Source organism: Ornithinimicrobium avium, from assembly GCF_003351765.1.
Lineage (GTDB): Bacteria > Actinomycetota > Actinomycetes > Actinomycetales > Dermatophilaceae > Ornithinicoccus > Ornithinicoccus avius.
The window spans coordinates 3,073,234-3,097,395 of the sequence record NZ_CP031229.1 but is presented as its reverse complement, the minus strand read 5'-3'; the positions used below and the strand labels follow the sequence as shown (position 1 = coordinate 3,097,395).

Below are 24,162 nucleotides of genomic sequence, written 5' to 3'. Positions count from 1 at the left end.
GCATGTCAGACGTGCGGGGGTCCCTGGCCGCTCACCAGGGGGTGGCGACGACCGTCCAGCTCACGGCGCTGGGCGTGACGCCGGCCGAGCTGAAGGGCCTGCTCGCCTCGGGCGTCCTCGTGCGCCTCCGTCGTGCCACCTTCATCGACGGGCAGCTGTGGCGGACGACAAGTCCCTGGGAGAAGCACCAGCTGCGCGCGCGGGCGGTCGCCGCGGCCCTTGTCCCGGGGTCACCCTACGCGCTGAGCCACCACAGCTCGCTCGCGGTCAGGGGGTCAGCGTGCACGGCGTGGACGACCGGGTCCATCTGGTGCGCACCGACGGTCGCCGGGGTCGGAGCGGAGCCGTGGTGCACGTGCACCCTCCGGTCCTGACCCGCTGGGTCGACGAGGCGGACGGCCTGCCTGCGCTGGTGCCCGAGCTCCGGTCGGCCTTCGCCCGCGCCGACGCTCGCCGCCGTCCTCCGGCGTGATCCGCTCTGTCTGTGGACCTGTGCACCGGAAGAAGACTTGTGCACCGGATATATCCCGTGCACAAGTCTCGTTCGGGTGCACAGGTCGCGCGACTCCCGGAGCGTCGTGGGGGCGCGTCGAGCCGTCGGGCGTCGGCGGGGGACGTGTGGGGGCCTGGGCGGTTCTCGCTCAGGCCTGCTGGATCCGGACCGAGTTGCCGGCCGGGTCGCGCACCGCGAAGTCGCGCGCTCCCCAGTCCTGGTCCATCGGCTCCTGCATGATCTCGGCGCCGCTGGCCTGGACCTTCTCGAAGGCCGCGTCGAGGTCGGCGGCGGCCAGGTTGATGCCGGCGAAGGTGCCCTTGGCCATCATCTCGACGACGACCGCGCGCTCCTCGTCGCTGATGCCGGGGGTGACGGCCGGCGGGTGCAGCACGATGGAGACGCTCGGCTGCCCGGGCGGGCCGACGGTGATCCAGCGCATGGCGCCCGACCCCACGTCGCCGCGGACCTCGAAGCCCAGGGCGTCGCGGTAGAACGCCAGCGAGGCCTCGGGGTCGTCGGCCGGCAGGAAGCTTGAAGAGATGGTGATGTCCATGGCTTCACCGTAGTTTCGTGGTGGCGAGCGGCGCTTCTCGATTCCTGATCGGTCTGGTCACGTCCCTCGTCACGCACGGAGGTATGGCCAGCTCGGTCGCCTCCCGTCGGTAGCCGCTCGGGGAGATGCCGACCAGCTCGGAGAACCTCGTGCTGAAGGTGCCCAGCGAGGAGAAGCCGACGGCGAAACAGACCTCGGTCACGCTCAGCTGCCCGCGCCGCAGCAACGTCATCGCCCGCTCGACCCGCCGCGTCATCAGGTAGGAGTAGGGCGACTCGCCGTAGGCCTCCTTGAACCGCCGGGAGAGGTGCCCGGCGGACATGTGCACGCCCCGGGCCAGCGCCTCCACGTCCAGCGGGCCGGCGAACTCCCGGTCCATCCGGTCGCGCACCTGACGCAGCAGCCGCAGGTCGCGCAGCCGCGCGGACACCTCGTCCATCCGTCCAGTATGCCGTTCCCCGTCCGGTCGGCCCTCCCGGCGCCCGGACGGTCGGTTCTGGTACGACGGCGCCCCGCAGACACGGCATACCCGCAACGTCGAGGCCGACCCGGCGGTGACGCTGACGCTGGAGAGCGGCACCGAGGTCGTCATCGTGGAGGGCAGTTCGCTGGCGACGCGGGCCGATCCAGAGGGCCTGGGTGTCCGACTCGCGGCGGCGTTCGCCAAGTACCACGACGCCGGCTACCACCCGGAGCCGGACTCCTGGTCGGGCGAGGACGGCGGCGGCCTTCGCGTGATCACGCCCGTGCGGGCGGTGGCGTGGTTCTCCTTCCCTACCGACTGCACCCGGTTCAGCTTCGGTGAGGAGCGGGTCTGAGGCCCTCGGCCCGGACCTCAGGCCGCGTCTGCGCCCACCATGTCGTGCAGGACGATCGACTCCTCGCGGTCCGGCCCGACCCCGATCACCGAGACGCGCGTGTTCATCAGCTCCTCGAGCCGTCGCACGTAGCGCTGCGCGTTGGGCGGCAGTTGCTCGAAGGTGCGGCAGCCGGTGATGTCCTCGGTCCAGCCGTCCAGCTCCTCGTAGACCGGTCGGGCGTGGTGGAAGTCGGACTGGCTGGCGGGCATCTCGTCGACCCGGGTGCCCTGCACGTCGTAGGCGACGCAGACCGGGATCTTCTCCAGCCCGGTGAGCACGTCGAGCTTGGTGATGACCATGTCGGTGATGCCGTTGATCCGCTGCGCGTAGCGGCCGACCACGACGTCGGCCCAGCCGCACCGGCGCGGACGGCCGGTCGTGGTGCCGAACTCGTGGCCCGCCTCGCGCAGGAAGTCGCCGGACTCGTCGTGCAGCTCGGTCGGGAAGGGCCCTTCACCGACCCTGGTCGTGTAGGCCTTGAAGATGCCGATCACCCGGTCGATGCGGGTCGGGGCGATGCCGGACCCGGTGCAGGCCCCGCCGGAGGTGGCGTTGGAGGAGGTGACGAACGGGTAGGTGCCGTGGTCGACGTCGAGCAGCGTGGCCTGCCCGGCCTCGAAGAGCACCGTCTCGCCCCGGTCCAACGCCTCGTTGAGCTCCAGCGCGGTGTCGGCGACCATCGGCCGGATCCGCTCGGAGTGCCGCAGCAGCTCCTCCATGACCTCCTCGACCTCGACCGCGCGCCGGTTGTAGACCTTGAGCAGCATCTGGTTCTTGGTCGCCAGCGCACCCTCGACCTTCTGCCGCAGGATCGACTCGTCGTAGAGGTCCTGCACGCGGATGCCGACCCGGTTCATCTTGTCGGCGTAGGTCGGGCCGATGCCTCGGCCGGTGGTGCCGATCCTGCGCTTGCCGAGGAAGCGCTCGGTCACCCTGTCGAGCACCCGGTTGTAGGGAGGTATGACGTGCGCGTTGGAGCTGATCCTCAGCCGGCTCACGTCGACTCCTCGCTCGGTCAGCCCGTCCAGCTCCTCGATCAGCACCGTCAGGTCGATGACGACGCCGTTGGCGATGACGGGGACGCAGCCGGGGGAGAGGATGCCGCTGGGCAGCAGGTGGAGGGCGTACTTCTGGTCACCGATCACCACCGTGTGACCGGCGTTGTTGCCGCCGTTGAACTTCACCACGTGGTCGACGCTGCTCCCCAGCAGGTCGGTGGCCTTGCCCTTCCCCTCGTCGCCCCACTGGGCGCCGACCAGGACGATCGCTGGCATGCGGCTGACCTTTCTGTGAAAGTTGTGGGGGTCAGCCTATCCTCGACGGCTGTCGAGCAGACCACGCCTGCCCAGAGCCAGCCCCAGCTGGAAGCGGGTGTCGGCCCCGTGCTCGTCCATCAGGGCGGCCACCCGGCGGCGCACCGTGCGCAGCCCCACGCCGAGCTGGCGGGCGACGGCCTCGTCCTTGAACCCCAGCGCCAGCAGCTCCAGCAGCCGCACGTCCCGCGCCTCGGCGTCCCCGTTCGGGACGGGTTCGGCGCGGCGCCACAGCTCCTCGAAGAGGGTGACAAAGGCGTCGACCACCCGGCGGGGCCGGAGCAGGATGAGGTCGTCGCCCGGCCCGCCCCCGGCCACCAGCACCCCCGAGCGCCCGAAGATGCCGAACTCCACGCCGATCTGGTCGTCGGGCAGGTAGCGCTGCTGCTCCCCGGCGCGCGCCCGTTCCTCCGCGTAGGCCCTCCAGTACGGATCTTCCAGCACCGACAGCGGGAAGATCGACAGCATCGGCCGCCCCTCGGCCATCCCCTCGTCCCGCCGGCGTCGCACGGTGTCCTCGTGGGCGGGGCCGGCGTCCATGGCGCCGGTCACCTGCAGGACCGAGCCGGTCGAGGTGCGGAAGAGCTGCTCCACGACACCGGCGGACTCGGCCGGCGCGACCCGCTGCACCATCGGCGCGCGCGGGCCGGACAGCTGCAGCCCGTGGCGGTAGTCGTCCTCCAGCGCCGCCAGCGACTCGCGCAGCACGAGCAGCTCCTGACGGCGCTCGTCCAGCTCGGCCTCCTGGCTGTCCAGCAGCCGCCCCACCGTGACCCTCGGGTCGTCGACGCTCACGCTCCCCTGCGGGGTCTCCCTGGCCAGGCCCAGCCGCTCGAGGGTCCGGAACACGCGCTCGGCGCGCCGCGCGGTCCAGCCCACGCCCTCAGCATGGACCGCCAGCGGTGCGGCCGGGCTGCGCAGCACGCGCCGGTAGAGCGCCACCGCGTCGTCGCTGAGCCCGGGAAGACGTGGTTGAGGGTTCACACATGGCAGGTTAGGGCCAGTGGCAGCGTTGCGCCAGACGAGGCGGGTGGCGTCTGGTTGGATAGACGATCGTCGGGCGCATACGTCAGGGGACGCGATCACGCCCGCTCAGGGGGCGCGGTCGACGCCGGGATCCCCTGGCGTCGACCGCGCTTGGGGAGGGACCGGGGTCGACGGCTCCGGGGCGGCGCCGGATGAGCCTGCTCGGACGCGCCTGGGGTCAGAGCCCGAGCTCGCGGGCAGCCTGCGCCGAGGAGGCCCGCAGGAACTCCGTGCACCGGACCCGCTCGTCCTCCTCACCGATCTGCCCCGCCGCGCGGGCCAGCGCCGCCAGCGCACGCAGGAACCCGCGGTTCGGCAGGTGCTCCCACGGGACCGGGCCCTGGCCCCGCCACCCGGCGCGCCGCAGCGCGTCGAGCCCGCGGTGGTAGCCGGTCCGGGCGAAGGCGTACGCGCTCACGTCGTCGCCGTCGGCGAGGGCACGCTCGGCGAGCGTGCCCCACGCCAGGCTGGAGGACGGGTATGCCGCCGCCACCGCGCGCGGGTCCTGCGCCTCGAGCGCGGCCGCGGCGGGGTCCTCGGGAAGGTGCGTGGGGGGGACGCCGAGCAGGTCGGCGCCGACCGTCACCGGCTGGTCCCGGCCGAGCGCAGGTGCTCGCAGGCCTGCACGACGCGGGCGGTCATCGAGGCCTCCGCCTCCTTGCCCCAGGTGCGCGGGTCGTACATCTTCTTGTTGCCGACCTCGCCGTCGATCTTCAGGACGCCCTCGTAGTTGGTCATCATGAAGCCGGCGACAGGCCGGGTGAAGGCGTACTGGGTGTCGGTGTCGATGTTCATCTTCACCACGCCGTAGTCGACGGCGTCGGAGATCTCCTGCTCGCTGGAGCCGGAGCCGCCGTGGAAGACCAGGTCGAAGGGCAGCGCGCCCTCCTGCAGGCCCAGCTCCTTGGCCGCGGCCTCCTGGGCCAGCTTGAGGATCTCCGGGCGCAGCTTGACGTTGCCCGGCTTGTAGACGCCGTGGACGTTGCCGAAGGTCAGCGCGGTGAGGTAACGACCCTCCTCGCGCGGGCCGAGCGCCTTGATCGTGGCGATCGCGTCGTCGGGGGTGGTGTAGAGCTTCTCGTTGATCTCGTGGGCGACGCCGTCCTCCTCGCCGCCGACGACGCCGATCTCGACCTCCAGGATCGTGCGCGCCTGCTTGGAGAGCTCCAGCAGCTCCTCGGCGATCTTGAGGTTCTCGTCCAGGTCGACCGCCGAGCCGTCCCACATGTGCGACTGGAACCAGGGCAGCCCGCCGTTCTTGACCCGCTCGATCGAGGCGGCCAGCAGCGGACGCACGAAGCCGTCCAGCTTGTCCTTGGGGCAGTGGTCGGTGTGCAGGGCGATGTTGACGTCATACTTCTTGGCGACCTCGTGGGCGAAGGCGCTGAACGCCAGCGACCCGGTCACCATGTCCTTCACGCCCTGGCCGGAGAAGTACTCCGCGCCGCCGGTCGAGACCTGGATGATGCCGTCGCTGCCCGCGTCGGCGAAGCCCTTGAGAGCGGCGTTGAGGCTCTGGCTGGAGGTGACGTTGATGGCCGGGTAGGCGAAGTTCTCGGCCTGGGCCCGGTCGATCATGTCGGCATAGGCCTCGGGGGTGGCGATAGGCATGGGGTCCTCCTCGGACGCAGCGGTGCGATCGGCTGCCTCCATGCTTCCACAGCGGGGGTATGCGGTGTCCGCCGGTCTAGGTACGGCCACCCGCCGCATGCTGCAGCGCCCAGTGGTACATGACGATCGCCGCGGCGGCACCGGCGTTGATGGAGCGCGTCGAGCCGTGCTGCGTGATCGCCAGGACCGTCTCGCAGGCCTCGACCGCCTCCGGGCTCAGACCGGGTCCCTCCTGACCGAGGAGGAGCACGCAGCCGCGCGGGACGGCATACCCCTCGAGGGGGACCGACCCGGGGACGTTGTCGACGCCCAGCAGCGCGAGCCCCCGCCCGGCGGCCCAGGCGGCGAGCGAGGCGACGTCGGGATGGTGGTGCTCGTGCTGGTAGCGATCGGTGACCATCGCGCCGCGGCGGTTCCAGCGGCGCCGCCCGACGATGTGGAAGGCGGCGGCGTTGAAGGCGTTGGCGGTGCGGATGACGGAGCCGATGTTGAAGTCGTGGCCCCAGTTCTCGACCGCGACGTGAAAGCCGTGGCGACGGGTGTCGAGGTCCGCGACGATCGCGTCGTGGCGCCAGTAGCGGAAGCCGTCGACGACGTTGCGGGTGTCGCCCTCGCGCAGCAGCTCGGGGTCGAGGTGCGCCGGCAGCCGGCCGTCCGGGCCGGTCGGCCAGTCGCCCTCCCAGGGCCCGACGCCGACGCTCACACCCGCCCGGCCCTGCGGTTGCTGCGCACCCGCCGCACCACCCATACGGCCACGACCACGACCACGAGGCCGATGACGATCTTCTGGAAGATGTCGGCGTAGGGCGCGACGTCGTGCCAGTTCTCGCCGAGCTGGTAGCCGGCGACGACGAAGATCGAGTTCCAGACCAGGCTCCCGGCCGTGGTCAGCAGCAGGAAGAGGAGGACCGGCATCCGCTCCAGACCCGCGGGTATGGAGATCAGGCTGCGGAAGATCGGGACCATCCGGCCGAAGAAGACCGTCTTGGCGCCTTGCTTGGCGAACCACGCCTCGGTCCGGTCCAGGTCGTCGAGGTTGACCAGCGGCAGCCGGCTCCACACCGCCCGGAACCGCTCGCGCCCGAAGACGCGCCCCACGCTGTAGAGGGCGAGGGCGCCCACGACCGAGCCGAGCGTGGTCCAGAAGATCGCGCCGGCCAGGGTGAAGGTGCCCTGGCTGGCGGTGAAGCCCGCGAGCGGCAGGATGATCTCGCTGGGGATGGGCGGGAAGAGGTTCTCGGCCGCGATGGCCAGGGACGCTCCCGGTCCGCCGAGGGTCTCCATGAGGTTGACGGCCCAGCCGGCCACCCCGGTCAGGTCGGTCTGCGTGCCCACTATTCTCCTCGTCGCTGTCGCTTCTGCGGCTGCACGATTGTCCCACCCGCTTGCTGACGGTATGCCGTGAGCGCCGCCCGGGCACCCGGCGCACCGGCCGAATACCATGCGCGACCTGCGGTGCCGCACTACGGTGGGGGCAGCGCCGCAACACCTGCGGGTGCCTCGGACGCGGCCCACCAGCGGGTCGTCACTAGGAGGAACGCCACATGAACGACACCACCAAGTGGATCATGATCATCCTGCTGCTGCTCCTCATCGGTGCCGCGGTGTTCATGCTCCTGCGCTCCCCGGGCAAGGAGAACGGCGCGGTCGACGTGCCGCCCGCCGACACCGACCGCGACGGCATCCCGGACGCCCCGGGCGGACGCGCCGGCGTGGCCCCGGTGGACGAGCGGGGCGTCTACGACCAGGACGCCGAGGCGGTGCCGGCCGAGCCGGTCACCACCGCTGGCCAGACCTACGACGAGCCGGTGGCGGACCAGGCCTACGACGAGCCGGTGGCGGACCAGGCCTACGACGAGCCGGTGGCGGACCAGACCTACGACGAGCCGGTGGCGGACCAGACCTACGACGAGCCGGTGGGCGAGGACGAGGCGGAGCCCTACCGCCCCGAGGCCGGCGCGTACGACACGGGGACGACCGCCGCCGACGGCTGGGACGCCGACGGCCCGGACGTGGCCCAGGCCGCTGCGGTCGGAGCCGCCGGTGCCGGGGGGGCCGCGGCGGCCGGACCGGTTGCCGACGACGAGCCGCCCGCGCAGACCCCGGACGAGGTCACTGCCGACAGCGCGCCCGTGGGCGCGGACCACGACGGGTCGCTCGAGGCCGAGGGCGCCAGGCCGCTCACCGACGAGGAGATCGAGGCGGGCAGCAGCGAGGAGCCGCTCGACGTGGAGGGCCAGACCCAGGAGTCGCTCCACGAGGACTCCCGGGGCGGCTGGGACCCGGACGGCCCGGACGTCGGCGAGGCGGCCGCGCTGGGCGCTGCGGCTGCCGCCGGCGGAGGCCTCGCCGCGGCATCCGCGCACCACGAGCCCGCGATCGACGAGCCCGTGGCTGAGGAGCAGGTGATCGACGAGCCCGTCGCTGACGCTGACGCCGAGCATGCGGCCCCCGGCGCCGGGACAGCTCCCGCGACCGGTGGCTTCCACCAGGAGATCCTGCCCACCGACCAGGGCACGGACGTCGACGCCGGACCTGCTCAGGAGTACCCGGTCGGGGACGAGAGCACGACCTACCGGGCCGACGACGGATCCGCGGTGCGGGTCGAGGAGCCGGCCGCCGAGGACACCAGCGGGCTCGAGGAGGCGGCCGGACGTGGCGCCGGCTACGAGTCCGTGGACACCACGCCCGACGCGCCGCTCGACACCCCCGCTGCTGACAGCGCTGCCGCCGCCCCGGCCCCGGCCGACGCGGGCTACGGCGCACCGCAGACGGCGGACGACTTCGCCGCAGGCTCCACGGACCCCGAGGTCGCCGCGGAGGCTCCGACGGACGGGACCTACGCGGCCCCTGCGAACGGTGCCGCCACCCCGAGGACCGACGACCCCGGCTACGCCCCGGTCTTCGCCGAGGCTGCCTACGGGGCCGGCTCGGCAGAGCCGCTCGAAGACGGCACCGGTCCTGCCGGCTGGGAGATCAAGGGCAACGCCGGCTCGATGCTCTTCCACACGCCGGAGTCGCCGAGCTACGACGCCGTGCGCGCCGAGGTCTGGTTCGAGTCCGAGGACGCCGCGCGCAACGCCGGCTTCGCGCACTGGGACCGCCGCCGCCGCTGAGCCCACCACACGCAGAGCCCCCGCCGACCCGGTCGGCGGGGGCTCTGCGCTGCCGGCACCTCTCACCCACTCGACCGCAGGACGAGGCCGGGACGGGGCGTCGGGGCGTCACACGGACCCCACCAGTCCGTCCGCTCCCGCTCTGCGTGGGTCGCCTGTGGCGAGCGAAACACGAGTGAAAATGCGGAATCATCGCAGGTCAGAGAGTTACACCTGTGTCATATCCGGGGTGACCTGCATGTTTGCTGAGAGTGTGTGAGCAACCTCACATAGTTACACGGTTGTGGTTACCGCTAGAAGCGTACTCATGCAGGTCAGCGTGGGTTGACCGGACCGCGAAAGATGGGTTCACTGCTCGTGCTCGCCCCTGTGAGCGGTCTCGTCCCCGACCCCCCTGATGGATGCCTCTATGTCGCGCACGCGCAGCCTGTCCCGCACGCTGATCGCGGTCACCGCCGCCACGGCCCCGGTCATCACCCTGGCACCGTCGGCTCACGCCGCCCCGCAGCCGCAGCCCCCGCGCACGCCGCTCGGGCTCCTCCCCTCCGCACCGGCACTGCCCGCCTCGCCGGCGCTGCCGGCGGCGCCCGCTCCCACCGCGCCGGTGCTGCCCACGGTCGAGCAGGGCGTGACCCGCTGGGTCAGCGTCCCGGTGGCCAACGTGCGCTCCGGTCCCAGCACCTCATACCGGGTCGTCGGCACCAGGTCGCTGGGCGCGAAGGTCCAGGGGACGGTCACCTCCAACGGCTGGCTGAAGATCTCCGACACCCAGTACATGGCCCCCTCCGTGGTCAGCTCCAGCCAGCCCGGCACGAACACGCAGGCCGACACGATGTGGCTCGACGTCGCGGTGGGCAACGTGCGTTCCGGCCCCGGCCTGGGCTACCGCGTCGTCGACACGATGACCTACGGGCAGAAGGCCCTCGGCAGCTGGGTCAACGGCTGGCTCAAGGTTGGCGAGGGCAGGTACGTCAGCGGGACGATCCTGACCTCCAGCAACCCCGACGGCGGCTCGTCGGCCGAGACCGTCACCCGCTGGGTCAGCGTCCCGGTCGCCAACGTGCGCCGCGGGCCCTCGACCAGCTACGCCGTCGTCGGCACCAAGACGATGGGCACCGAGGTGCGCGGCACGATCGGCAGCAACGGCTGGCTGAAGATCTCCGACACCCAGCACATGGCCCCCTCCGTCCTGGGTGCCACCGACCCCGGCGGCAACGACGGCGGCACCACGAAGGTCGACAGGTGGGTCAGCGTCCCCGTCGCCAACGTGCGCTCGGGACCCTCCACCGCACACCAGGTGGTGGGCACCAAGACCCAGGGCAGCGCGGTCAGCGGCGTGGTCAGCACCAACGGCTGGCTGCGGATCTCCACCACGCAGTACATGGCGCCCAGCGTCCTCACCCCGGACGCGCCCGCGGCGGCACCGGCACCGCCGCCCCCGTCCGACCCCGCCCCGAGCACCCCGGTGCGCGAGGCGGTCCTGGCGACCGCGGCGTCGTACGTCGGCTACCCGTACGTGCTCTACGGCACCCCGCCGAACGCCTTCGACTGCTCCTCCTACACCTGGTGGGTCTTCAAGCAGCACGGCATCAACATCCCGCGGACGGTCCGCGACCAGCGCACCGTGGTGACCCCGGTCAGCGAGCCGCAGCCGGGCGACCTCGTGTTCTACACGAAGTGGTACCACGTGGCGATCTACGCCGGCAACGGCATGGTCTACGACGCCCGCAACCCCAGCACCGGGGTCATGTACGGCCCCATGCTGCAGGACCCGGGTATGTGGTACGGCCGGGTCCCCGGCCTCTGACCCACCCCCGTCACGAGCTCAGGGCCCCCGCACCCGGGGAAGGTGCGGGGTCCCTGCTCTGCGGGAACGGGGTCGCTCAGCTCAGCCCGAGGTCGGCCAGGGAATAGGCGGCCCGATAGTCCACGCCGGCGGCGCGCACCTTCTCCTCCGCCCCGCTCGCGCGGTCGGCGATGACCGCGACCGCGAGCACCTCGGCACCGGCGTCCCGGCAGGCCTGCACCGCGGTCAGCGGCGAGCCGCCGGTCGTGGAGGTGTCCTCGACGACGAGGACCCGCCGACCCTCGACGTCCGGCCCCTCGATGCGGCGCTGCAGCCCGTGGGCCTTCTCGGCCTTGCGGACCACGAAGGCGTCCAACCGCCCGTGGCGGCGGTGCGCGGCGTGCAGCATCGCGGTCGCCACCGGGTCCGCGCCCATCGTCAGTCCGCCCACGGCGTCGATCTCCAGGTCGGAGACGAGGTCGAGCATGACGTCGCCGACCAGGGGGGCGGCCTGCCCGTCGAGGGTGATCCGGCGCAGGTCGACGTAGTAGCCGGCCTCCTGGCCCGAGGAGAGCGTGACCCGGCCGTGCACCACGGCCCTGTCCTTGACGAGCTCGAGCAGGCGGTCGCGGGCGGCAGTCATGGCAGCGAGGGTAGCGCCCGGCTCAGACGGTCCGGGTCCCTGCCTCGGCGCCGGGTGGCGAGGGACCCGCTGACGCCGCGGGTGATCCGGCGCGGGACGACCCGCAGCAGCCCGACCACGCCCTTGTAGGTGAGCGAGGGGACGGAGACGACCTTGCCGTGCGAGACCGCGGCGAGCGCCTCGCGGACCACGGCGGGAGCGTCGAGCCAGAGCGCCTCCGGCAGCCGGGACATGTCCATCTCGGCACGCTGGTGGAACTCGGTGTGCACGAAGCCCGGGCACACCGCCGTCACCGTCACCCCGTGGGGAGCGAGCTCGCAGGCCAGCGCCTCGGAGAAGACGGTGACGTAGGCCTTGATCGCCGAGTAGTGCCCCATCACCGCGAAGGAGGCGACGGAGGAGACGTTGAGGATCGCACCGCGCCCCCGCCCGCGCATCGCCCGACCGGCGGCGTGGCTGAGCACCATGACCGCCCGGACCATGAGGTCCACGGCCGCCTCCTCCTCGGCGAGGTCGTTGCGGACGAAGCCGCGCCCCGAGCCGAAGCCGGCGTTGTTGACGAGCAGGTCGACGGGCCGGTCGGGGTCGACCAGGCGGTCGGCGACCCGCTGCAGCTGCCCCCGGTCGACGAGGTCGGCGGTGAGCGTCTCGACGGCGACGTCGTGCCGGTCCCGCAGCTCGGCGGCGGCCTGCTGCAGCCGCTCCGGGTGCCGGGCGACGAGGACGAGGTCGTGGCCGCGGCCGGCCAGCTGCTCGGCGAACTCCCGTCCCAGCCCGGACGAGGCTCCGGTCACCAGTGCGACTCCCATGACGCCAGCCTACGTCTGCCGGACCCGTACGCTGACGGGTATGCCGCGCGCCGCGTTCTCCTTCCAGCTCACGCTCGCCGCACCCCCCGACGTGGTCTGGGAACGGTTGTGGGACCTCGACCGGCACACCGCCGCGGTCCCCCTCACCACGGTCGCGGGGGGCCCGCTGGGTGCCGGGGCGAGATTCACCGGCCGCACCGGCCTGGGCCCGCTCGGGTTCGACGACGACATGGTCGTGCGCGAGTGGGACCCGCCGCGGCGCGCCGTCGTCGACAAGGTCGGGAAGGTGCTGCGCGGAGCAGTGACCGTGACGCTCCGGCCGACGACCGAGGGCACCCTGGTGCGCTGGCACCAGACCTACGGTGCCGCCCTGGTGCCCGACCGCCTGGCCGCGCTGGCCCGGCCAGCGGTGCGCACGGCATACCTGCTGGCGGTGCGGCGGATCACCGGCGCCTAGTCTGGCGGCGTGCGCATCGCGACCTGGAACTGCAACAGCATCCGCTCCCGCGTCGACCGGGCGGTGGCCTTCCTCGAGCGGCACGACGTCGACGTGCTGGCGCTGCAGGAGACCAAGTGCCGGGACGACCAGTTCCCCCACCTGCCGTTCCAGGCGGCCGGTTACGAGGTGGCGCACGTGGGGCACAACCAGTGGAACGGCGTCGCCGTCGTCAGCCGCGTCGGGATCGAGGACGTCCAGGTCGGCTTCCCGGGGCAGCCGGGGTGGGGGAACCCGGTAGCCGCGGAGGCCCGGGCGCTGGGCGCGACCTGCGGCGGGGTGCGCGTGTGGTCCCTCTACGTCCCCAACGGCCGGTCGCTGGAGGATCCCCACATGGTCTACAAGCTGGACTGGCTGGCGGCGCTGCGGGAGGCCGGGGCGGGCTGGCTTGGGCAGGACCCCGACGCGGCGATCGCGCTGATGGGCGACTGGAACGTGGCGCCGACCGACGAGGACGTGTGGTCGGTCGACTACTACGAGGGCAAGACCCACACCTCGGCGCAGGAGCGGGCGGCCTTCGAGGGGGTGGTCGGCGCGGGCTTCGCCGACGTGACGCGAGAGCACACGCCCGGGCCGGGGACCTACACCTACTGGGACTACACCCAGCTGGCCTTCCCGAAGCGCCGCGGCATGCGGATCGACTTCTGCCTGGGCAGCCCCGGGCTGGCGCGGCGGGTGGAGGGCGCCTTCATCGACCGCGAGGAGCGCAAGGGCAAGGGTGCCAGCGACCATGCCCCGGTGGTCGTCGACCTGACGGCCGGATGAGGACACGGAGCGCACCGCCGGTCCCGTGGAAGAGCGTCCCGCGAAAGTGCCATGCCGTGCAGCACTTCCACGGGACGCTGTGGTCAGCGACGGGCGCGCAGCGCCAGCGGCAGCGTGAGCAGCACCAGGCCGGCGGAGATCGCCATCCCGGTCCCGAAGCCGTGCTGGACGGCGACCGTGCCCACGAGCACGGCGCCGAGGCCCGTGCCGGCGTCGAAGCCGGCGTTCCAGACCGCGCTCGCCGCCCCGACGCGGCGCGGACCGGCCGCCTCGAAGGCGGAGACCATCGTCAGCGTCTGCAGGCCGCCGTAGGCGGCGCCGAGGAGCGCGCAGCCGAGCAGCCACGGCAGCAGGCCGTCGAGGCCCACCTCCTGCTGGGTCAGCCAGGCCACCGCCAGCAGCCCGGCCACCGCGACCAGCACGAAGACCCAGGCCAGGCGACCCGAGCCGAGGCGGTCGGCCAGCGCGCCGACCCGCCACCGCAGCACGGTCGAGACCAGCCCGAAGACGAACAGCCCGGCGGTCGCCAGCCACGCCACCGAGACCATCTGCGGCGCGAAGGTGATGAGCGCGCCGCCGGCCAGGGTGATGGCCAGCAGGACCAGCGTCGGCGAGAGCACGGCGAGGTAGGTCGCGGCGCCGGCGGGTGCGTCCGCCACCTCCGGGTGCTGGGGGTCCCCGGTGGCGCGCTCGGGCAGGTGCCGCGCCAGCAGGACGGTGGCGGGGATCCCGAGCAGGGACACCCCGCTGAGCACGAAGACGATCCAGAAGCCCCAGGCCTCGGCGATCCAGCCGCCGACCGGCATGAGCAGGACGTTGGGGGCGGCGAGCGCGAGCGAGTAGGCGCCCACCGCGGCCCCGCGCCGCGCCGGGTCCACGAGCAGCACCGCCGCGGCGCTGGCCGCCACGGTGAGGATGCCGAACCCGACGCCGCGGACGGCCGACAGCAGCAGGATCGTCCCGAGCTCGTCGGTGAGCACGTGCAGGACCGCCGGGACGCCGAGCAGGACGAGGGCGAGCGTCAGGGTGAGGGTCCAGCCGACGCGACGGATCAGCGCGGGCACGGCGAACTGCGTGGCGACCGTCGCGCCGAGCAGCACGAAGTTGACCAGCCCCGCCCCGGCCGAGTCGGCCCCGCCGTGGACCGCCCAGAGCGGCGCGACCGGGAGGAGTGCGGCATACCCCGCGAAGCCGGCGAAGGAGACCACGGCCAGGGCGAGCATGCCCGGCACGGCCCAGATGCTGGTCGGCGGCAGGTCCCGGGGCGGTGGCCCTCCGGTCGGGGAGTCGGGCGCGGTCACTGGGCGGCGGCCCTGGCGGCCGCCTTCTTCTCCTTCTTGTAGGCACGCACCTGCTGCAGCGACTCGGGGCTGGTGACGTCGGCGATCGAGCGGTGGACCCCCTCCTCGCCGTAGACTCCTGCCGCCTCGCGCCAGCCGGGTGCCCCCAGGCCGCGCTGCTTGCCGAGGAGTGCCAGGAAGATGCGCGCCTTCATGTCGCCGTAGCCGGGCAGCGCCCTGAGCCGCCTGAGGATCTCCTTGCCGTCCGGGTCGTCCCGCGTCCAGATCGCCTCGGTGTCACCGTCCCAGTCCGCGACCACGGTCGCGGCGAGGTCGTGCACGCGCTGTCCCATCGACCTGGGGAAGCGGTGCACCGCAGGCGGCGTGGCGAACAGCGCGACGAACTCCTCAGGGTCGGTGGCGGCGATCTTCTGCGGGTCGACCGACCCGAGCCGTTCGGCGATCTTGCGGGGGCCGTCGAAGGCCACCTCCATCGGGATCTGCTGGTCGAGCAGCATGCCCGTGAGCAGCGCGAAGGGGTGCTCGGAGAGGACACGGTCGGCCTCCGGCTCGCCGACGAGGTGGAGGGTCTGGGTCATGGCTCGATGGTATGCCGAAGGGCCGCGCCCGGCGACGCTGCCGGCGGAGGCGGCCGCAGGCCCAGCCCGAGCGCGACGAGGGCCGCCAGGGCCGTGGCCAGCCCGGCGCCGGTGAGCACGGTCTGCACCTGGACCACCGCGGCGCCGAGGAGGGCGTCGGTGTCGGTCGGGTCCGGCAGGCCGGCGACCTCCTGCTCGAAGCGGCGCAGTCCCAAGGAGGTCAGCAGGGCCAGGCCGACGACCATGCCGACCATCCGGGCGACAACGACGAGCGAGCTGACCGTGCCGTGGCCGTCCTCGCGCGCGTCGGCCAGCGCGGCGTCGTTGACCGGGGCGATGGCCAGGCCGACGCCGAGTCCGGCGCCGACCAGGGGCAGGGTGGTGGCGAGGGCGTCGTCGAGGGTGCCCCGGTCCCAGCGGCCCATGTCCAGGACCGAGGCGGCGGCCAGCGCGAGCCCGGGCGCGGCGACGAGGGCCGGGCCCAGCCGCCGCAGCGCCCATCCCCCGACGACCGCCCCGACCGGCACGGCGAGCAGGAAGCGCACCAGCACCAGCGCGGCGTCGGTCTCGTCCGTGTCCTGCACGAGCCGGGAGAGCAGCGGGACGTCGACGACGACGGCCACGATCGCGGCGCCCACCAGCAGGCTGACGACCAGCGCCGGCCACACCCGCCGCCGCACCACGCCCTCGGGGATGAGCGGGTCGCGGGCCGTGCGCTGGCGGACCACGAAGGCGAGCGCCGTGAGCGCGGCCAGCGGCAGCAACCACCTCCCCCACGGCCCCAGCACCTCGGTCTCCGGGTCGGCGGTGGCGAAGGTCAGCACGAGCGCCCCCAGGCAGACCGCCACGAAGCTCGCGCCCAGCAGGTCGGCCCGGACCAGCAGCGGCAGCCATCGCGGTGCGGTGAGCAGCCCCAGCAGCAGGCACACGGCCGCCGCGGCGGCGCCGACCGGGGTCAGCACCCGGGACCCGGACGTCGGGTCGAAGGGCACGAACGGGCCGCCGAGCGCGATCGAGGTGGTCAGCGCCCGGGGCGCCCACAGCGCGAGCGTGGTCAGCACCGCGGCCGTCCCCGCCAGGAGGTATGCGGTGACGCGCACCGCCGCCCGTGCCGGACCGGGCCGCGGCGGCGGTGCTGGCGGAGAGGGAGTGGCGTCCCGCAGCACCCAGACCCCCACCAGGCAGGCCAGCCCCAGCAGCACGTTGAGCCAGAAGATGTCGCGCCAGCCGGCGACGACGAGCACGAGCGCGCCGAGCAGCGGACCGAGCACCGAGCCCAGCTCCTGGACGGCGCCGACGACGCCGAGCGGCATACCACGGCGCCCGGGTGGCCACAGGTCGGCGACGAGCGCCAGGGTGGCCGGCACCAGCCCGCCCCCGCCCAGCCCCTGGAGGAAGCGGCCACCCACCATCACCGGCAGCTCCACCGCGGCAGCCGTGATCGCCGAGCCGACGACGAAGACCACCAGGCACCACAGGAGGATCCGCCGCCGGTCGACCAGGTCGGAGAGCCGTCCGATGAGGGGCAGCACGGCGATGTAGCCCAGCAGGAAGCCGGAGATGATCGGCGTGCCCTTCTGCAGCGACTCGATCCCGACCCCGACGCCGGCCATCATGTCGGTCAGCGCCAGCACCACGACGTAGGTGTCGGCAGCGGCGAGCGCCACCGCCAGCGAGGCGACGGTCAGCAGCGACCGCGCGCCACGCGCCTGCGCCGACGACGTCCCCCTCCGGCCGGTGGCCGCCTGGCTCCCCCGCCCGCTCACGTCAGGGCTTGGTGACGGTGACCGGCTCGCCGTAGGCGGTGAGCGTGACCGTGTAGGTGGACGTCGCAGGTGGGTAGAACGGTCCGGTGATCTCGACGGTCCGCAGCTCCCAGCCCTCCTCGACCAGCCCGTAGGTCACGTCGAAGGGCGACGCCGCGTCGCCCGCGTACAGCAGGTCGGTCACCGCCTTGCCGGGCAGCGTCCCGGTGACCTCCTGGACGACGTCGGCGCCGGCCCGTGCCTCGTCGCCGAACTGCGGGTCCTGCGTCTGCGGGAGCAGCCCCACCAGGCCGTCCTGCGGGTCGAACAGCGTCGCCGGGTCGGGCACGCCCAGATCGGCCGGGTCGGTCCTGACGTGCGCGGGCACGTACGGGAGCTTCACCCACAGGTCGCCGTCCAGCGCCACCGTCGGCACGTCGGCCTGGATCCCGGCCAGCCTGGCCGTGATCGTCCCGGTGAAGGCGGGCGGGTCCATGGTCCCCTCACCCACCGCGCCGATGATGTAGCTCTTCTCCTCCTCGGGAAGCCCGGTCCCGGCGAGCTCGAGGTGGACCGAGCCGGCATCGACCAGCACGTCGTGCGCCTGCCCGAGCCGGTCCGCGGCGGTCGGCGCCTGCGTGGTCGGGGCCGGGTCCTCCGCGTCGCCGCCGCAGGCGGCGAGGGTGAGCGAGGCGCCGAGGGCGAGGACGACCAGGGTCCGCCGGGTGGGTCTCATGGGGCAAGTATGCCGTCGACCCGCGTCCGCGGGCTGGCGGTGGGCGCCTCAGGACAGCAGGGCGGCGCTCGCCCCCAGCAGCAGGGCCCCGCCGGTCGACGCGCAGACCCATCCCCCCGTCCGGGCCTCGCCCTCCTCGCCCAGGTGGCGCCCGACGAGGACGGCGGTGGCCAGCGCCACGACGACGGCCGCGCCGAGGTAGGCCGGGGTCCGGTAGAGCCACGAGTAGGGCACGAGGTGCACGGCCATGACGGTGCTCAGGGTCGCCGCGGCCAGCAGGTGGCGCCGCCGCACGACCAGGACCACGGCGAGCGGCAGCACGAGGAGCTGGCCGGTGGACAGGTAGATCGCCAGCTGGTTCAGCGCCGCTCCCTCCGGGCGGGGACCGCTGGCGGTGAGCGCGGTCAGCGCCAGGGCCAGCGGCAGCGCGACCATCCCCTGGAAGAGGGCGGCGTAGCTGCCGACCACCGACCCGCGCAGACGCCAGAGGAGGGCGGCCGCCAGCCACGTGGTGCCGTAGGCGGCGAGGAAGCCGGCGCCACGGTGGTTGACGGCCGCGAGTGTCTGCAGGTAGGCCTCCAGTTCGTCCATGCCGGCGACCCTACGTGCCCGGAACGAGCCCCTGGGATGGTCTCGAGGCACCGCCTCAGCTCAGGGTGAGGCTGTCCCCGTCGTCGGCGACGTCGACGGACACGGTCTGGCCGTCGCGGACCTCCCCGGCGAGCAGCGCCCGGGCGAGCCGGTCGCCGATCTCGGTCTGGACGAGCCGGCGCAGCGGACGGGCGCCGTAGGCCGGGTCGTAGCCGCGCTCGGCGAGCCAGCGGGCCGCCGCCTGCGTGACGTCGAGCTCGATCCGCCGGTCGGTGAGGCGGCGGGCCAGCAGCTCGACCTGCAGGCCGACGATCGTGGCCAGCTCGTCCTGGCTGAGCGGGTCGAAGATGACGACCTCGTCCAGCCGGTTGAGGAACTCCGGCTTGAACGCCTGCCGGACGGTGACCATGACCTGGTCGTGCTTGGTCTGCTCGTCGGTGGTGGGGTCGACGAGGAACTGGCTGCCCAGGTTGGAGGTCATCACCAGGATGACGTTGCGGAAGTCCACCGTGCGGCCCTGGCCGTCGGTGAGCCGCCCGTCGTCGAGGACCTGCAGCAGGATGTCGAAGGTCTCCGGGTGGGCCTTCTCCACCTCGTCCAGCAGGACGACGGAGTAGGGACGCCGGCGGACCGCCTCGGTGAGCTGGCCGCCTTCCTCGTAGCCGACGTAGCCGGGCGGGGAGCCGATGAGGCGCGCGACGGCGTGCCGCTCGGAGTACTCCGACATGTCGATGCGGACCATCGCCCGCTCGTCGTCGAAGAGGAAGTCGGCCAGGGCCTTGGCCAGCTCGGTCTTGCCGACACCGGTCGGGCCGAGGAAGAGGAAGCTGCCGGTCGGCCGGTCCGGGTCGGCGATGCCGGCCCGCGAGCGGCGGACCGCGTCGCTGACGGCGCGCACCGCGGTGCGCTGGCCGATGAGCCGCGTGCCGATGACGTCCTCCATCCGCAGCAGCTTCTCGGTCTCGCCCTCGAGCAGCCGGCCGGCCGGGATGCCCGTCCACATGGAGATGACGTCGGCGATGTCGTCGGCGCCGACCTCGTCCTTGACCATCGGGGACTCGGGGGCGGAGCTGACGGCCGCATCCTCCTGCTCCTGGGCCGCGGTCAGGTCCTTCTCCAGCTGCGGGATCTCCCCGTAGAGGAGCCGGGAGGCCGCCTCGTAGTCGCCCTCGCGCTGGAGCTTGTCGGACTGCGTGCGCAGGTCGTCCAGCCGGGCCTTGAGCTCGCCGACGCGGTTGAGGCCGGACTTCTCCGCCTCCCAGCGCGCGGTGAGCGCGGCAAGCTGCTCGCGACGGTCGGCCAGGTCCGCCCGCAGCTTCGCCAGGCGCTGGCGGGAGGCCTCGTCCTCCTCGCGCTGCAGGTGCATCTCCTCCATCGTCAGGCGGTCCACCTGGCGCTGGAGCTCGTCGATCTCGACGGGGCTGGAGTCGATCTCCATCCGCAGCCGGGAAGCGGCCTCGTCGACCAGGTCGATGGCCTTGTCGGGCAGCTTGCGACCGGTGATGTAGCGGTCGGACAGGCTCGCCGCGGCGACCAGCGCGGAGTCCGCGATCGCGACCTTGTGGTGCGCCTCGTAGCGCTCCTTGAGGCCGCGGAGGATCGCGACCGTGTCCTCGACCGAGGGCTCGCCGACGAAGACCTGCTGGAAGCGGCGCTCCAGCGCGGGATCCTTCTCGATGTTCTCGCGGTACTCGTCCAGCGTGGTGGCGCCGACCATCCGCAGCTCGCCGCGGGCGAGCAGCGGCTTGAGCATGTTGCCGGCGTCCATCGAGCCGTCGCCGGTCGCGCCGGCGCCGACCACCGTGTGCAGCTCGTCGATGAAGGTGACGACCCGCCCCTCGCTGGCCTTGATCTCGCCGAGGACGGCCTTGAGCCGCTCCTCGAACTCCCCGCGGTACTTCGCGCCGGCGACCATCGCGCTCAGGTCGAGGGCGACGAGCTTCTTGCCGCGCAGCGACTCGGGCACGTCACCGGCGACGATCCGCTGGGCCAGGCCCTCGACGACGGCCGTCTTGCCGACGCCGGGGTCGCCGATGAGGACGGGGTTGTTCTTGGTCCGGCGGGAGAGCACCTGGACCACCCGGCGGATCTCGGAGTCCCGGCCGATCACCGGGTCGAGCCTGCCCTCGCGCGCCATCTCGGTCAGGTCGGTGCCGTACTTGCCGAGCGCGTCGAAGGTGCCCTCGGGCTCGGCGCTGTCCACCTTCTGGCCGCCACGCAGGGTCGGGATGCGCTCCTCGATCGCGGCGGCGTCGAGCACCGGGAAGAGCCCGGTGCGAGCCACGGCCAGCAGCAGGTGGTCGGTGGAGACGAAGCTGTCCCCCATCTGGGCCATCGTGTCCTGGGCGTCCTTGACCACCCCGTGCATCGCCCGGGACAGGCCGGGGTTGCCCATCGAGGAGCCGCTGGCCGTCGGCAGCGAGGCCAGCGCGGACTCGGCGGCCTGCAGCGCGGACGTGGCCGAGGACCCGGTGGCGTCGAGCAGCGGCCCGGTCGTGGTGTCGGTCTGCTGGGCGAGCGCCTTGAGCAGGTGGGCCGGCTCGACCTGGGCATGGCCGGCGGCCGCCGCGTCGCGCACGGCGGCGGACAGGGCCTCCTGGGCTTTGGTGGTCAGGGACAGATCCATGCAGCATCACCTTCGTCGGCAGTGGGAAAAACGGACTCTGCCCGTTCCAACCTGTTCAAAGTTGAGTGTATTCCGCTCAACTTCCGACCGGCGACACGCTCGGCCCACCCCCGACCGGCGACACGGTGGTCGGGGGTGGGAGGGAAGGGTCAGAGCCCGAGGAGTGCCAGGGAGAGCACCATGACGACCGCGCCGAGGAAGAAGCCGACCAGCGACTGGCTGTAGTGCGTCTGGTAGCGCCGCGCCGCCGGCAGCAGCTCCAGGAAGCTCAGCGCCAGCATCATCCCGGCGACCAGCGCCAGGGAGAGCACCAGCCACTGCTCGGGCAGCACGGCCCGCAGCAGCAGGTAGCCGACCACCGCCCCGACCGGCTCGGCGAGCCCCGAGACGGTCGCCCACATGATGGCCCGCGAGCGGTCACGGGTCGCCGCGTAGATCGGCGCCGCCACCGCCACCCCCTCGGGCACGTTGTGGATCGCGATCGCCACCGCCAGGGTGATCCCGCTCGCCGGGTCCTGCAGCGTGGACATGAAGGTGGCCAGCCCCTCGGGCAGGTTGTGCAGCCCGACCACCGCGGCGACGAGCAGCCCGCTGCGCAGCAGCCGCGCCTCGTCCACGTCCTCCACACCCTCCAGCTCGGCGGGGTTGAGGTCGTGCGGGATCACCTTGTGGATCCCGACGACGACCAGCGCGCCGAGCAGGGTCACGGCACCGACCCACCACAGGGCGGGCCGCAGCCCGACGACGTCGCGCAGCGCACGGACCGCCTGCGGCGCGACCTCGACGACCGAGACCGCGATCATCAGGCCGGCCGCGAACGCCAGCGCCGCCGCCAGGGCCTGCCTCCGCAGCAGCTGCTCGCGGGTGCCGAGCCAGCCGCCCACGACCGTGGACAGCCCGGCGAGGAGGGCGACGAGCAGGGCGAGGGCCACCGCATACCTCCTGCTCGTGGTCGGGCGTCACCGGGCAGGTCGATCCTCCCGCACATCCTCACGGGTGCCACCCTGGAGGTATGGAGATCAGCTGCCACCTGGGCGACATCACCACCGAGCGCGTCGACGCGGTCGTCAACGCCGCCAACTCCTCGCTGCTGGGCGGGGGTGGGGTGGACGGCGCGATCCACCGGGCCGCGGGGCCGGAGCTGCTCGCCGAGTGCCGGCGGGTGCGGGCCGAGCGGTGGCCGGACGGGCTGCCGGTGGGCGAGGCGGTCGCGACCGGGGCCGGCCGGATGGTCGCGCGCTGGGTCGTCCACACCGTCGGCCCGAACCGGCACGCCGGCCAGGGCGACCCCGACCTGCTCGCCTCCTGCTTCCGCCGCAGCCTGGAGGAGGCGCACGAGGTCGGCGCCGCCTCGGTGGCCTTCCCGGCGGTCAGCGCGGGCGTCTACGGCTGGGACCCTGCGGTGGTCGCCGACGTGGCCGTCGCGACGGTCCGCCAGACGGCGCCGGCCACGCCCGGGGTCCAGGAGGTGCGGTTCGTGCTCTTCGGCGAGGCCGTGCTGGCGGAGTTCGAGCGGGCGCTCGGCGCCTGACGGTCAGCGTGCGGGCGGCCAGGCGTGGTCCAGCGCGTCGTCGAGGAGCTGCTCGCCCGCCTCCAGCGTCCTCTCCTCGCGGCGGGCCTCCTCGCGTCCGACGAGCACGCCGTAGGTGTAGGTCTCCTCACCGGCGCCGGCCGCCACGTGGCCCAGCTCGCGCAGCCACTCCTCCGCCACGACCGAGTCCTGCACCTCGCCGAAGGCCTCGGTGACCAGCTCCCACCGCTGCGCCGCGGCGGCCGCCCCGTCGCCGAGGGCGGGCGCCACCGCCTCGCAGGCGTAGCGCACGGCCTTGGCCTTCTTGCGCGCCTCGTGGAACAGGCGGACGCGCTCCGCGCCCTCCGCCCGCGCCGCGACGTCGCGGTCCGCGCGGACCCGCTCGACGGCCGCCGCCACCAGCGAGGGGAGCACGTCCTGCGCCGGCCGGTGCGCGCGTCCGCGCCACGGCGGCTCGGCGAGCAGCTCGACCAGGCGGTCGGTCATGAGCAGGTAGCGGTCGCCGTCGAGCACGCCCGCGAGCGCCGCGTGGGCCTGGTCGTGCCGGGCGTCGAGCTCGGTGCGCAGCCGCTGGGGCACCGGTCCGACGACCTGCTCGACCGGCAGCTCGTCGATCGCGGTCAGCATCCGCTCCCGCATGACCTCGGCGTCGCGGGGCCGCCCGAGGGCGGTGGCGTACCAGCGCAGCTCGGCCCGCAGCGGCTCGGTCACGTCCGGGTCCAGGAGCCGGCGGAAGGTCCGCAGCGCGCTGCGCAGCCTCCGGGTCGCCACCCTGGCCTTGTGCACCGCGTCGGGCGCGTCGGCCCGCACGTCGTCCTCGCGCCCGAGGATCACCGCGACCTGGGCAGAAAGGTGCGCCAGCACGACCTCGGCCGCCGGCGCGTCCGCACCCGGGCGCTCGCCACGGGCGGCGCGCTCGGGCCGCTCGCCCAGGGCCCGGGCGAGCTTGGACGGGTTGTCCGCGACCTCCACGCCCTGGCCGGCGAGGTGCTCGGTGATCCGGTCGAGCAGGGCGTCGTCGCCCTCGACGAGCTCGACCTCGAGCTCGCGCCAGCCGCTCCCCCGCGGCAGGGCGGTCACGGTGTCGTCGCAGAGCTGGGCCAGCACGGGCCCGGCGCCGGCCGCGTCCTCGCCACCGCTCCCGACCGGGTCGAGCAGGTCGATCTCGACGCGGTGCGTGCGGAGCACGGCCACCGGCAGGAGCGCGGCGTCCGCGCCCGCCGGCCACGCCTCCCCCAGCGCGGCGGCCACCTCCGTCCTGTGGCCGGTCGGCACGCGGAGGCGTCCGGGGCCGCGCCCCAGCGGCGCGTGGACCTCGAGGCGGGAACCGTCCGGGCGGGGGAGCTTGAGGTGCCAGCCCTCGTCATACCCTCCCTCGCGGCGGCGCAGGGTGATCCGGTTGCGGGCCAGCAGCAGGTCGCGGGTGTCGACGTAGACGGCGCGCATCCGCAGCTCGCGCGCGGGCCCCACCCGGACCAGGTCGCCCAGCGCGGGCAAGGGGTCGTCGGGGTCGAGGTGGAACTTGCGCTCGGTCTCGACCTGTCTCATGACCCCATTCTGGCCGTCGCGCCGGACGGAGG

At 73.4% G+C, this 24,162-nt stretch carries 25 protein-coding genes; 7 read left to right on the top strand and 18 right to left on the bottom strand.

What is annotated here, in order from left to right; genetic code table 11:
• Positions 1-2: 2 nt before the first annotated feature.
• Complete coding sequence (locus DV701_RS14100; protein WP_114929153.1) at positions 3-374, top strand: type IV toxin-antitoxin system AbiEi family antitoxin domain-containing protein; 372 nt, start codon at positions 3-5, stop codon at positions 372-374.
• A gap of 267 nt (positions 375-641) precedes the next feature.
• Here the strand turns inward: DV701_RS14100 and DV701_RS14095 are convergent, their stop codons facing one another.
• Both DV701_RS14095 and DV701_RS14090 read right to left on the bottom strand, forming a co-directional pair.
• Positions 642-1,049 (bottom strand): VOC family protein, encoded by a 408-nt coding sequence (locus DV701_RS14095; protein ID WP_114929151.1) that lies wholly within the window; start codon positions 1,047-1,049, stop codon positions 642-644.
• 4 nt (positions 1,050-1,053) lie between these two features.
• Complete coding sequence (locus DV701_RS14090) at positions 1,054-1,488, bottom strand: helix-turn-helix transcriptional regulator (protein WP_114929149.1); 435 nt, start codon at positions 1,486-1,488, stop codon at positions 1,054-1,056.
• A gap of 115 nt (positions 1,489-1,603) precedes the next feature.
• Between DV701_RS14090 and DV701_RS14085 the strand changes: the two genes are divergently transcribed.
• Positions 1,604-1,867 (top strand): hypothetical protein, encoded by a 264-nt coding sequence (locus tag DV701_RS14085; protein WP_228255045.1) that lies wholly within the window; start codon positions 1,604-1,606, stop codon positions 1,865-1,867.
• 17 nt (positions 1,868-1,884) lie between these two features.
• Here DV701_RS14085 and DV701_RS14080 read toward each other — a convergent pair whose 3' ends face one another.
• From DV701_RS14080 to DV701_RS14055, 6 genes are all read right to left on the bottom strand, one after another.
• Entirely contained in the window at positions 1,885-3,183 is a 1,299-nt protein-coding gene (locus DV701_RS14080) for an adenylosuccinate synthase (protein ID WP_114929147.1), read from the bottom strand.
• 36 nt (positions 3,184-3,219) lie between these two features.
• Positions 3,220-4,206 carry a helix-turn-helix domain-containing protein gene (locus DV701_RS14075; RefSeq protein ID WP_162803051.1) on the bottom strand — a complete coding sequence of 329 codons (987 nt, stop codon included), beginning with the start codon at positions 4,204-4,206 and terminating at the stop codon, positions 3,220-3,222.
• Positions 4,207-4,426: 220 nt separating this feature from the next.
• Positions 4,427-4,834 (bottom strand): DUF3151 domain-containing protein, encoded by a 408-nt coding sequence (locus DV701_RS14070; protein WP_114929143.1) that lies wholly within the window; start codon positions 4,832-4,834, stop codon positions 4,427-4,429.
• Positions 4,831-5,859 carry a class II fructose-bisphosphate aldolase gene (gene fbaA, locus DV701_RS14065; RefSeq protein WP_114929141.1) on the bottom strand — a complete coding sequence of 343 codons (1,029 nt, stop codon included), beginning with the start codon at positions 5,857-5,859 and terminating at the stop codon, positions 4,831-4,833. Before fbaA ends, DV701_RS14070 begins: the two co-directional genes overlap by 4 nt.
• Positions 5,860-5,935: 76 nt before the next feature.
• Entirely contained in the window at positions 5,936-6,607 is a 672-nt protein-coding gene (locus DV701_RS14060; RefSeq protein ID WP_114929139.1) for a TrmH family RNA methyltransferase, read from the bottom strand.
• On the bottom strand, positions 6,559-7,143 hold the full coding sequence (locus tag DV701_RS14055; protein ID WP_202863730.1) for a DedA family protein: 585 nt from the start codon (positions 7,141-7,143) through the stop codon (positions 6,559-6,561). The genes DV701_RS14060 and DV701_RS14055 overlap by 49 nt, the downstream gene beginning before the upstream one ends.
• Before the next feature lie 260 nt (positions 7,144-7,403).
• Here DV701_RS14055 and DV701_RS18520 point away from each other — a divergent pair, with 260 nt between their 5' ends.
• Positions 7,404-8,975, top strand: coding sequence for a sunset domain-containing protein (locus DV701_RS18520; RefSeq protein WP_202863545.1), 1,572 nt, complete (start codon positions 7,404-7,406; stop codon positions 8,973-8,975).
• A 409-nt stretch (positions 8,976-9,384) separates the two neighbouring features.
• Entirely contained in the window at positions 9,385-10,782 is a 1,398-nt protein-coding gene (locus DV701_RS14045; RefSeq protein WP_114929135.1) for an SH3 domain-containing protein, read from the top strand.
• A 76-nt stretch (positions 10,783-10,858) separates the two neighbouring features.
• On the opposite strand, the gene pyrE is transcribed toward DV701_RS14045, so the two are convergent.
• Positions 10,859-11,404 (bottom strand): orotate phosphoribosyltransferase, encoded by a 546-nt coding sequence (gene pyrE / locus DV701_RS14040; RefSeq protein WP_114929133.1) that lies wholly within the window; start codon positions 11,402-11,404, stop codon positions 10,859-10,861.
• A complete protein-coding gene (locus DV701_RS14035; protein WP_114929131.1) occupies positions 11,401-12,213 on the bottom strand; it encodes an SDR family NAD(P)-dependent oxidoreductase in 813 nt (270 codons plus the stop codon). The genes pyrE and DV701_RS14035 overlap by 4 nt, the downstream gene beginning before the upstream one ends.
• Positions 12,214-12,253: 40 nt before the next feature.
• Here DV701_RS14035 and DV701_RS14030 point away from each other — a divergent pair, with 40 nt between their 5' ends.
• Together DV701_RS14030 and DV701_RS14025 are read left to right on the top strand one after the other, a co-directional pair.
• Positions 12,254-12,670 carry an SRPBCC family protein gene (locus tag DV701_RS14030; RefSeq protein ID WP_114929129.1) on the top strand — a complete coding sequence of 139 codons (417 nt, stop codon included), beginning with the start codon at positions 12,254-12,256 and terminating at the stop codon, positions 12,668-12,670.
• Between the two features lie 9 nt (positions 12,671-12,679).
• Positions 12,680-13,474, top strand: a complete 795-nt coding sequence (locus tag DV701_RS14025; RefSeq protein WP_114929127.1) for an exodeoxyribonuclease III — start codon at positions 12,680-12,682, stop codon at positions 13,472-13,474.
• An 83-nt stretch (positions 13,475-13,557) separates the two neighbouring features.
• Here the strand turns inward: DV701_RS14025 and DV701_RS14020 are convergent, their stop codons facing one another.
• From DV701_RS14020 to zupT, 7 genes are all read right to left on the bottom strand, one after another.
• A complete protein-coding gene (locus DV701_RS14020; RefSeq protein WP_228255366.1) occupies positions 13,558-14,697 on the bottom strand; it encodes an MFS transporter in 1,140 nt (379 codons plus the stop codon).
• Positions 14,698-14,771: 74 nt separating this feature from the next.
• The gene (locus DV701_RS14015; RefSeq protein WP_114929123.1) at positions 14,772-15,353 is read right to left on the bottom strand and encodes an HhH-GPD-type base excision DNA repair protein; all 582 of its coding nucleotides are present in this window, start codon (positions 15,351-15,353) and stop codon (positions 14,772-14,774) included.
• A complete protein-coding gene (locus tag DV701_RS14010; protein WP_114929121.1) occupies positions 15,350-17,119 on the bottom strand; it encodes an MFS transporter in 1,770 nt (589 codons plus the stop codon). The genes DV701_RS14015 and DV701_RS14010 overlap by 4 nt, the downstream gene beginning before the upstream one ends.
• Position 17,120: 1 nt before the next feature.
• Entirely contained in the window at positions 17,121-17,834 is a 714-nt protein-coding gene (locus DV701_RS14005; protein WP_114929119.1) for an LppX_LprAFG lipoprotein, read from the bottom strand.
• Positions 17,835-17,882: 48 nt separating this feature from the next.
• A complete protein-coding gene (locus tag DV701_RS14000; protein WP_114929118.1) occupies positions 17,883-18,425 on the bottom strand; it encodes a DUF7010 family protein in 543 nt (180 codons plus the stop codon).
• Positions 18,426-18,480: 55 nt separating this feature from the next.
• A complete protein-coding gene (clpB, locus tag DV701_RS13995; RefSeq protein WP_114929117.1) occupies positions 18,481-21,051 on the bottom strand; it encodes an ATP-dependent chaperone ClpB in 2,571 nt (856 codons plus the stop codon).
• A gap of 149 nt (positions 21,052-21,200) precedes the next feature.
• Positions 21,201-21,983, bottom strand: a complete 783-nt coding sequence (gene zupT, locus DV701_RS13990) for a zinc transporter ZupT (RefSeq protein WP_114929115.1) — start codon at positions 21,981-21,983, stop codon at positions 21,201-21,203.
• An 80-nt stretch (positions 21,984-22,063) separates the two neighbouring features.
• Between zupT and DV701_RS13985 the strand changes: the two genes are divergently transcribed.
• A complete protein-coding gene (locus tag DV701_RS13985) occupies positions 22,064-22,582 on the top strand; it encodes an O-acetyl-ADP-ribose deacetylase (RefSeq protein WP_114929113.1) in 519 nt (172 codons plus the stop codon).
• 3 nt (positions 22,583-22,585) lie between these two features.
• Here DV701_RS13985 and DV701_RS13980 read toward each other — a convergent pair whose 3' ends face one another.
• Positions 22,586-24,130 carry a CYTH and CHAD domain-containing protein gene (locus tag DV701_RS13980; RefSeq protein ID WP_162803049.1) on the bottom strand — a complete coding sequence of 515 codons (1,545 nt, stop codon included), beginning with the start codon at positions 24,128-24,130 and terminating at the stop codon, positions 22,586-22,588.
• Positions 24,131-24,162 lie beyond the last annotated feature (32 nt).

What these genes read in the sequence shown, in the direction of transcription:
- DV701_RS14100 (WP_114929153.1), top strand. Translation starts at nt 3, where the DNA reads ATGTCAGACGTGCGGGGGTCCCTGGCCGCTCACCAGGGGGTGGCGACG.
- DV701_RS14095 (WP_114929151.1), bottom strand. Translation starts at nt 1,049, where the DNA reads ATGGACATCACCATCTCTTCAAGCTTCCTGCCGGCCGACGACCCCGAG.
- DV701_RS14090 (WP_114929149.1), bottom strand. Translation starts at nt 1,488, where the DNA reads ATGGACGAGGTGTCCGCGCGGCTGCGCGACCTGCGGCTGCTGCGTCAG.
- DV701_RS14080 (WP_114929147.1), bottom strand. Translation starts at nt 3,183, where the DNA reads ATGCCAGCGATCGTCCTGGTCGGCGCCCAGTGGGGCGACGAGGGGAAG.
- fbaA (WP_114929141.1), bottom strand. Translation starts at nt 5,859, where the DNA reads ATGCCTATCGCCACCCCCGAGGCCTATGCCGACATGATCGACCGGGCC.
- DV701_RS14060 (WP_114929139.1), bottom strand. Translation starts at nt 6,607, where the DNA reads ATGGGTGGTGCGGCGGGTGCGCAGCAACCGCAGGGCCGGGCGGGTGTG.
- DV701_RS14055 (WP_202863730.1), bottom strand. Translation starts at nt 7,143, where the DNA reads ATGGAGACCCTCGGCGGACCGGGAGCGTCCCTGGCCATCGCGGCCGAG.
- DV701_RS18520 (WP_202863545.1), top strand. Translation starts at nt 7,404, where the DNA reads ATGAACGACACCACCAAGTGGATCATGATCATCCTGCTGCTGCTCCTC.
- DV701_RS14045 (WP_114929135.1), top strand. Translation starts at nt 9,385, where the DNA reads ATGTCGCGCACGCGCAGCCTGTCCCGCACGCTGATCGCGGTCACCGCC.
- pyrE (WP_114929133.1), bottom strand. Translation starts at nt 11,404, where the DNA reads ATGACTGCCGCCCGCGACCGCCTGCTCGAGCTCGTCAAGGACAGGGCC.
- DV701_RS14035 (WP_114929131.1), bottom strand. Translation starts at nt 12,213, where the DNA reads ATGGGAGTCGCACTGGTGACCGGAGCCTCGTCCGGGCTGGGACGGGAG.
- DV701_RS14030 (WP_114929129.1), top strand. Translation starts at nt 12,254, where the DNA reads ATGCCGCGCGCCGCGTTCTCCTTCCAGCTCACGCTCGCCGCACCCCCC.
- DV701_RS14020 (WP_228255366.1), bottom strand. Translation starts at nt 14,697, where the DNA reads ATGCTCGCCCTGGCCGTGGTCTCCTTCGCCGGCTTCGCGGGGTATGCC.
- DV701_RS14015 (WP_114929123.1), bottom strand. Translation starts at nt 15,353, where the DNA reads ATGACCCAGACCCTCCACCTCGTCGGCGAGCCGGAGGCCGACCGTGTC.
- DV701_RS14005 (WP_114929119.1), bottom strand. Translation starts at nt 17,834, where the DNA reads ATGAGACCCACCCGGCGGACCCTGGTCGTCCTCGCCCTCGGCGCCTCG.
- DV701_RS14000 (WP_114929118.1), bottom strand. Translation starts at nt 18,425, where the DNA reads ATGGACGAACTGGAGGCCTACCTGCAGACACTCGCGGCCGTCAACCAC.
- clpB (WP_114929117.1), bottom strand. Translation starts at nt 21,051, where the DNA reads ATGGATCTGTCCCTGACCACCAAAGCCCAGGAGGCCCTGTCCGCCGCC.
- DV701_RS13985 (WP_114929113.1), top strand. Translation starts at nt 22,064, where the DNA reads ATGGAGATCAGCTGCCACCTGGGCGACATCACCACCGAGCGCGTCGAC.
- DV701_RS13980 (WP_162803049.1), bottom strand. Translation starts at nt 24,130, where the DNA reads ATGAGACAGGTCGAGACCGAGCGCAAGTTCCACCTCGACCCCGACGAC.